The 6,979-nt window shown below is 38.1% G+C and carries 9 protein-coding genes and 1 pseudogene; 6 read left to right on the forward strand and 4 right to left on the reverse strand.

The window, feature by feature from the left end:
• Positions 1-306 precede the first annotated feature (306 nt).
• From AB1630_08875 to AB1630_08900, 6 genes and pseudogenes are all read left to right on the forward strand, one after another.
• Entirely contained in the window at positions 307-459 is a 153-nt protein-coding gene (locus tag AB1630_08875; protein MEW6103906.1) for a GxxExxY protein, read from the forward strand.
• A 206-nt stretch (positions 460-665) separates the two neighbouring features.
• Complete coding sequence (locus AB1630_08880) at positions 666-893, forward strand: hypothetical protein (protein ID MEW6103907.1); 228 nt, start codon at positions 666-668, stop codon at positions 891-893.
• 113 nt (positions 894-1,006) lie between these two features.
• Positions 1,007-2,314, forward strand: coding sequence for an ATP-binding protein (locus AB1630_08885; GenBank protein ID MEW6103908.1), 1,308 nt, complete (start codon positions 1,007-1,009; stop codon positions 2,312-2,314).
• Positions 2,315-2,375: 61 nt separating this feature from the next.
• Positions 2,376-3,359, forward strand: a complete 984-nt coding sequence (locus AB1630_08890) for a hypothetical protein (protein MEW6103909.1) — start codon at positions 2,376-2,378, stop codon at positions 3,357-3,359.
• Between the two features lie 425 nt (positions 3,360-3,784).
• Entirely contained in the window at positions 3,785-4,240 is a 456-nt protein-coding gene (locus AB1630_08895; protein ID MEW6103910.1) for a DUF5618 family protein, read from the forward strand.
• 46 nt (positions 4,241-4,286) lie between these two features.
• Positions 4,287-4,595, forward strand: a pseudogene (locus AB1630_08900) (hypothetical protein).
• A 3-nt stretch (positions 4,596-4,598) separates the two neighbouring features.
• Here AB1630_08900 and nuoD read toward each other — a convergent pair.
• The 4 genes from nuoD to AB1630_08920 all read right to left on the reverse strand — a co-directional run.
• Positions 4,599-5,774: an NADH dehydrogenase (quinone) subunit D gene (gene nuoD / locus AB1630_08905; protein ID MEW6103911.1), complete on the reverse strand. Its 1,176-nt coding sequence runs from the start codon at positions 5,772-5,774 to the stop codon at positions 4,599-4,601.
• A 15-nt stretch (positions 5,775-5,789) separates the two neighbouring features.
• The gene (locus AB1630_08910) at positions 5,790-6,257 is read right to left on the reverse strand and encodes an NADH-quinone oxidoreductase subunit C (GenBank protein ID MEW6103912.1); all 468 of its coding nucleotides are present in this window, start codon (positions 6,255-6,257) and stop codon (positions 5,790-5,792) included.
• Positions 6,254-6,757 carry an NADH-quinone oxidoreductase subunit B family protein gene (locus AB1630_08915; protein ID MEW6103913.1) on the reverse strand — a complete coding sequence of 168 codons (504 nt, stop codon included), beginning with the start codon at positions 6,755-6,757 and terminating at the stop codon, positions 6,254-6,256. The genes AB1630_08910 and AB1630_08915 overlap by 4 nt, the downstream gene beginning before the upstream one ends.
• Positions 6,754-6,979: hypothetical protein (locus AB1630_08920; GenBank protein MEW6103914.1), on the reverse strand; the 226-nt coding region annotated here is incomplete at its 5' end. The genes AB1630_08920 and AB1630_08915, both read right to left, overlap by 4 nt.

A 6,979-nucleotide genomic window follows, 5' to 3' on the forward strand; every position in this document is an offset into this window, starting at 1 on the left:
AAATCTATTAACCTTCATATTGTTTAAAGCACCTCCAAAATATTTAGGGACGCCTTAAGTTTATTTTAACAATAATCCATTTTATCTTATTGTTTATATAGATTTGTAAAAAGTTGGGGAAGTTCTGGGCTTAGGAGTTTGGGGTATAAAACCCCTGCTCAATACCTAAAAGATGAAAAGAATATTATCATACAACGTATCGTTAGCTAACAATTTTTTAGCAATAACAGTATCCTTAGCCTTTGGCAAAAGGTTTTTTTACAAGAATTTACGTAACTATTCAGGTCTTTTGACAGGATTTACAAGATGGACAGGAGGTTAAAATATAAGGAATTGACGGAGAAAATTATTGGCTGTGCTTATTGTGTCTATAATACTATGGGATTTGGGTTCTTAGAATCAGTTTATGAGAAAGGATGCTTGTCAAAAATAGAACTGAATAGATACAAAAACAAATGAGAACTTTTTTGCAACCCCGGTTGTCTAATATACAAAAAGGGAAAATCAGAAAGGTAGTTTTACAATAATGTGCTTGATAGATGATAAAAAGCCAAAAAGGAGGTGGGTAAAATGGATTAAAAGGAATTATCATCGTAATAGGAGACAAGAAGGGTGAGGAATTTGATGGGGTTGGGGATCCTGTCTTCAGCCCTGATGGCAAGCAGGTGGCATATCGTGCAAACATAGGAGGCAAAGAAGACATAACGGGATTGGGATGGCTCACACGGCTCACGGGAGGCAAATGGTTCATCGTAATAGGAGACAAGAAGGGTGAGGAATTTGATGGGGTTGGGGATCCTGTCTTCAGCCCTGATGACAAAGATGTGGCATGTGGAGCACAGAAAGGTAGGAAACTTTGGTGGAAGGTGATGAAAATTGCTGAGGAAAGGTAGAGATTGCCCCATCTTGAAATAGAAGCCATGATTAAGATTGGGAGGCTTTCTGTATTTTCTCCTTGACAAAAGGATAAAAATTTGATATTCTTTCCCTAAAAGAAGGACAAATTATGTTTCCAAAAGAAAGACTCAAAGAAATCATCGTAGGCAATCGCGAATTTATATTAAATTATGTAGGCACAATTATCAAAAGGGAAGGGTTTTATCTTCCAGAAGGATTAAACAAGGTCATTGTATTATACGGAGTAAGGAGAAGCGGTAAGACCTTCATCCTTTATGGTCTATTCAGAACCTTCAAAGATTCTGCCCTGTATATTGATTTTGAGGATGAAAGATTAGCTGATTTTAAGGTAAGTGATTTTGAAATACTAAAAGAGGCTTTTTTAGAACTTAATCCCCATCTTATAAATAAACCAAAGACATTTCTCTTTGACGAGATACAGAACATAAAGGATTGGGAAAGATTTGCCAGGCGAGCGGTTGAAAAAGAGAAAATAACCCTATTTGTAAGCGGTTCATCCTCTAAGATTATGCCACAAGAAATACATACATCCCTGAGGGGAAGGGCATGGAGCATAGAGATAAATCCATTTTCTTTTAAAGAATATCTCAAAATCCAAAATATCTTGCCAAACAAAGACTTTATCTATACAGAGAAAAAAATCTTCTTAAAAAACCATTTTAAAGATTACTTAAGATGGGGTGGTTTCCCAGAGATTATCTTAGGAAAGGGTGAGTTTGAAAAGGCTAAAATATTAAAGGAATACCTTGGCTCAATATTCTTTAAAGATTTAGTGGAAAGATTCAGAATAAACAATATCCCTCTTTTAGAACTATTGATCGATGCCCTATTTTCCTCATTCTCCCAAAGATTTTCACTCTCCTCTTTTTATAAGCAATATAAAGATAAACTCCCCTTCTCAAAGGATAGCCTGTTTAGTTATTATAAATACCTTCTTGAAAGTATGCTTATCTTTGAGGTAAGAAAATTTACTACCTCTTCTTATAAAAGGATGAGGAATCCGGCTAAGGTATATCTGGTAGATACAGGGCTTGCAAGAAGGATAACTCAAGAAAACATCGGTAGATTGTTAGAGAACATCGTCTTTTTAGAGTTAAGAAGATATACAGAGAATATCTTCTATTTTGAAGAGGAAAGGGAATGTGATTTTGTGGTAAATAAGGATGGTAGGTTATTTGTCTATCAGGTGTGTTATGAACTGAATGAAGAAAACAGAACCAGGGAATTGGATGGTTTAGTATCATCTGCTCTACATATAGGATTAAAAGAGGGATGTATTTTAACCTATGACCAGGAGGAAGAATTATATAAGGATGGTATCAGTATAAAGATAATGCCTGTCTGGAAATGGATTATCGAAGATGCCAACTTATTGTCAAGTAAGACTTCTAAATAGTAAAATTGAAAGCAGAGTATAATTTTAAAGGCAAAAGCCTTAAGGAGGTGAAAAAAGTACAATGCATGAGTTAATCTCTATAATCGCAAAGTCAGGGGCGATCGGCGTCTTCACGGCTAGCCTCGTGTTCATATTCCGTTTACTGGAGAAGGAACAAAAATGGCATAGAAACCGTCTGATCGCGTTCTTTAGTGCTTGCCTTGTCATCCTTGCAATCTGTATCTTTGCTTACGTATTGGAGGAATCCAAATACCGTGCGAAGTCACATACGGAACTTCTGGGCAAATTGGTAGCGCAGACTTTCATGGAGCCATACAAAGACGCGCACGGCACGTACAAGTACAACTTCCTGCCGGGCACCGGCCTAGAGTTGGAATGTAAAGAAGACGAGGTCTTCAACAAGTTCGATACGAAGGATGCTATTTCTTCCCTCTGGGCGGACCCGAACGGCGCGTGGATAAAAACGGGTCTGAACGGCAAGCAACTACAGGTTAAGTTTGTCCGCAAAGGTTACGGCGTAGATGTTACATTGTGCCCCGAAGGCCGGAAGCCTCGAAAGGTTGATGAATACCATTTCCTTGATGTCACGATGTCCAACAACAGTACGGTACCGATAGCCTTCCGGGTACGCCTTACTGACGAACGGGGAACCCAATGGGCATGGGCAACAGAGAAAAAGGAATCTGAGAAATATGGCTTGGCAAAGATATGGTTGAACTACAAACGGGAAGATTCATCCTTGCCGGAACCGCAAACGTTGGTAATTCCTGCGGACTACGGAACGCATACATTCCACTTCACCCTACTCCGAAATGATTGGGAGATATTTCCAAATGATGGGAACGTTTCCTTGGCGAACAAACGGGATAAATACTTCAAGTTTGTGCAACTTGTGACTCTTGAATTTGGGCTTGATGCTCCGAATAATGAAGTATGCGTAGAAGAACACAACAAATATTTGGCGGATACGGACTCACCTATGTCGGTCTCAGTGCACAAGATTATGTTTGTCAGGGAAAGAGATGACCGTGATGCCCGGCGTTAGGCGAAAAATAAAATATAAGGGGGGAAACAAAAATATCTTCTACAACACAACGATAATAAAAAAAGAACCTTTTGAAACAGATATGAGAAGCAGACGGAGGAATTGTCTGTGGGCAAAATCTGATGGAATTCTTTGTTGTTATCACCCAAAAAGTTGAAAAACCCTATTATTGTGGAAGATATTCTTAAATCAGACAATTGGAGAATTATTGATCGGGATGTAGATACATTTTTGAGTGCTATTGATCTTGTTTCTGAACATAATATTCATTTATAGGATGCTGTCATCGCAGCTTGTATGGAGAATGAGATTATTGAAATTGTAACAGAAAACAAAGAGGATTTTGAAAAGATTTCAGACATAAAGGTTCTTGTTCAATTCTAAATATTTTATAAAGAAATAAGACTTAAAGCAAGGAGAGAAAAATGGCTAAAAAAGAAAAATTAACTATTCCAAAAACACCGGAAGAGGCATTTGAAGAGGCGTATAAACTCTATAAGAATGCAAAAGAGATACTCGCAAGATCTCAGATAGAGTATGGTATATATAAGGATGCAAAGTGTGTGAAAGAAGCCTGTGGTTTAGGTTATCTTGCACCACTTAAAGCTATAGATGGTTATCTGCTATCTATTGGTGCACCTGATAAACTACCAACATCTATAATAGAGATAGAAAGGGCATTACAAAAGATACCAAGAAATGGTAAACTAATGGCAGCTATGACTGTAGTCTACCAAAACTTGCACATATTGGGCTATTATCGTGGAGGGATAGGTGTAGAGATGATAAAAGAAGGTTTTAAGTCTGCTAAACTTATAATAGATACGCTCTCAAAGATAAAGTCAAAGGAAAACTTGCTTCCTTTCTCAAAAAAGATATAAAGAGGCAGAAAAGTGCTTCAGTGAGGCAGAAAAAGAAGAGGCATATATGGAAGCAATTAAGTGCTACCAAGCATTGATAAAACTTTCCCCAGAAGACAAACAGGGCTATCAATTGTTATCCTCAGTTTATGAAAAGATAGGTTTCTACGAAAAGGCAATGCTTGAACTTAAAAAAGCATTAGAGAAAAAATGAAGAAAAAAGGTAAGCTCGGGGATGATTCCGAAGGTAAGGTTAGCTCAAGATGCAATTGAAAATGGCGTAATGAAGGCACATATCATTGATGGAAGAATAAAGCATTCTCTACTCCTTGAGCTATTTACAGATTCTGGTATCGGAACACAAATAATGCGATAGAGGCTATCTATCTATCTCGCCTAAGACAATATCAAGGCTTCCAATGATGGCAACCATATCAGCCACCATTGCCCCCTTTTCAATGGAAGGAAGGCAGGAGATATTGACAAAGGATGGTGCCCTTATCTTTAACCTATAAGGTATATTAGAGCCATCTGAGATGATATAAAACCCAAGCTCTCCCTTTGAGGATTCAATGCTTCTATAAGCCTCCCCCTTAGGAATCTCAAACCCTCTTTCCATAAGGATAAAGTGATGAATTAAAGCCTCAATCTCATTCCCTACCCTATCTTTAGGTGGTGGGACTATCTTTGGAATGTCTGCTTTAATTTCGCCATCTGGCATATTAGCTATTGCCTGTTTGATAATATGGGTTGCCTCTTTCATCTCAAAAACCCTTACCAGATACCGGTCATAGACATCGCCAATACCCCTTCCGGTGGGTGTAATAAAATCAACCTCATTGTAAGCACAATATGGCTCTTGCTTTCTTATATCAAAACAAACGCCGCTTCCACGAAGGGATGGTCCAGAGACGCCATAGTTTATTGCCACATCCTTTGGGATTATCCCAACATTTTGGGTTCTTTTAAGAAAAATTGGGTTTTTTGTAAGAAGCCCCTCGTATTCATCTATCTTCTTGGGAAATATTTTTATAAAATCCTTTATTTTTTCAATGATTTTATCATCAAAATCAAAAGGAACGCCTCCAATTCTTATACAGGATGTGGTAAGCCTTGCCCCGCAATAATCCTCAAATATATCAAGGATAATCTCCCTCTCCCTGAATGTATAGAGGAATGGTGTAAATGCACCAAGGTCTAAAGCAGATGTTCCAAGCCAGACAAGGTGTGAGGCAATCCTGGAAAGCTCAGCCAATATCATTCTAATATAATCTGCCCTTTTTGGCACATCAATTCCTGCAAGCTTTTCAACAGCAAGGCAATATGCAAGGTTATTTAAGGGTGCTGATAGATAATCAAGCCTATCTGTTATGGGAAGGAATTGAGCATATCTCTTTTCCTCAGCAAGCTTTTCAATCCCACGATGGAGATAGCCAATATGTGCTTCTGGATAAATAATTCTTTCACCATCAAGGGTTAAAAGAAGCCTTAAAACTCCATGGGTAGCTGGGTGCTGAGGACCCATATTGATAAGCATTTCATGAACCTTATTCATCTTTCAATTTAAAATTTACAATTGGCTTCGCGATACTTCGTATTCAAAATTTGCAATTTCCAATGGATAATCCTTCCTCAATGGATGTCCTTCCCATTCATCTGGAAGGAGGATTCTCTTTAAGTCTGGATGATTCAAAAATCTTATTCCAAACAGGTCAAATACCTCCCTTTCATGCCAATTTGCTCCCTTCCATATAGAAGAAACAGATTCTACATCCTCATTTTCTGAAACACTAGTTTTTACACAAATCCTGTGATTATGCTCAATGGAATATAGGTGATAGACAACATCAAACCTCTTTTCCCTTTTTGGGTAATCCGTGCCACAAATATCTGTAAGGAATTCAAAGGAAAGCTTTTTATAAAGAAAATCCATAAATTCAAGGAGAATGCCTTTATCTATTCTAAATGTAAGGTCTTTGCAATCTTCTTCCTCACAAACCCCTGGAAATCTTTCTTTTATAACCTCCTGTGGACTCATCTTTTAATAAGGGGTTCCTTTTTAACCTTTTCTTGAAGCTTTAATAAGCCATATAAAAGCCCCTCTGGTTTTGGTGGGCAACCAGGAACATAAACATCAACAGGGATTATCTTATCAACGCCCTGAACAACAGAATAGGTATTAAAGACGCCGCCTGATATTGCACAAGAGCCCATTGCAATAACATATTTTGGAAATGGCATTTGTTCATAAAGGAGTTTGAGCCTATCAGCCATCTTTTTTGTAACTGTGCCTGCAACAATCATAAGGTCTGCCTGCCTTGGAGATGGTCTAAATACACCAGAGCCAAATCTATCAAAGTCATAATGGGATGCACCGGTTGCCATCATCTCAATAGCACAACAGGCCAAGCCAAATGTCATAGGCCATAAAGATGAACCCCTTCCCCAGTTAAGAATGGCCTCTAGCGATGAAACAATAATACCTCCACCAGGCATCTTAATAACCGGTGGTAATATTTTGTCAGAAAGAATACTCATCTTGTTCTTATTATTTCTAAATCGTGCAGAATAAGCTCTGTCCTATCCTCTAATTTAGCTACCCTTTCAACAAGGTCTAATCTATCCCAAATTCTCTCCAAGATTTTATTTGTTGCACTTATCTCCCCTTTTACAAGGCTTATCTCCTTTTCGGCAAGCCCTAATCTCTCCAGCATCCTTTCTAATACCTTATTTGTTGCACTTATCTCCCCTTTTACAAGG

This window comes from bacterium (genome assembly GCA_040753555.1).
Lineage (GTDB): Bacteria > UBA9089 > UBA9088 > UBA9088 > UBA9088 > JBFLYE01.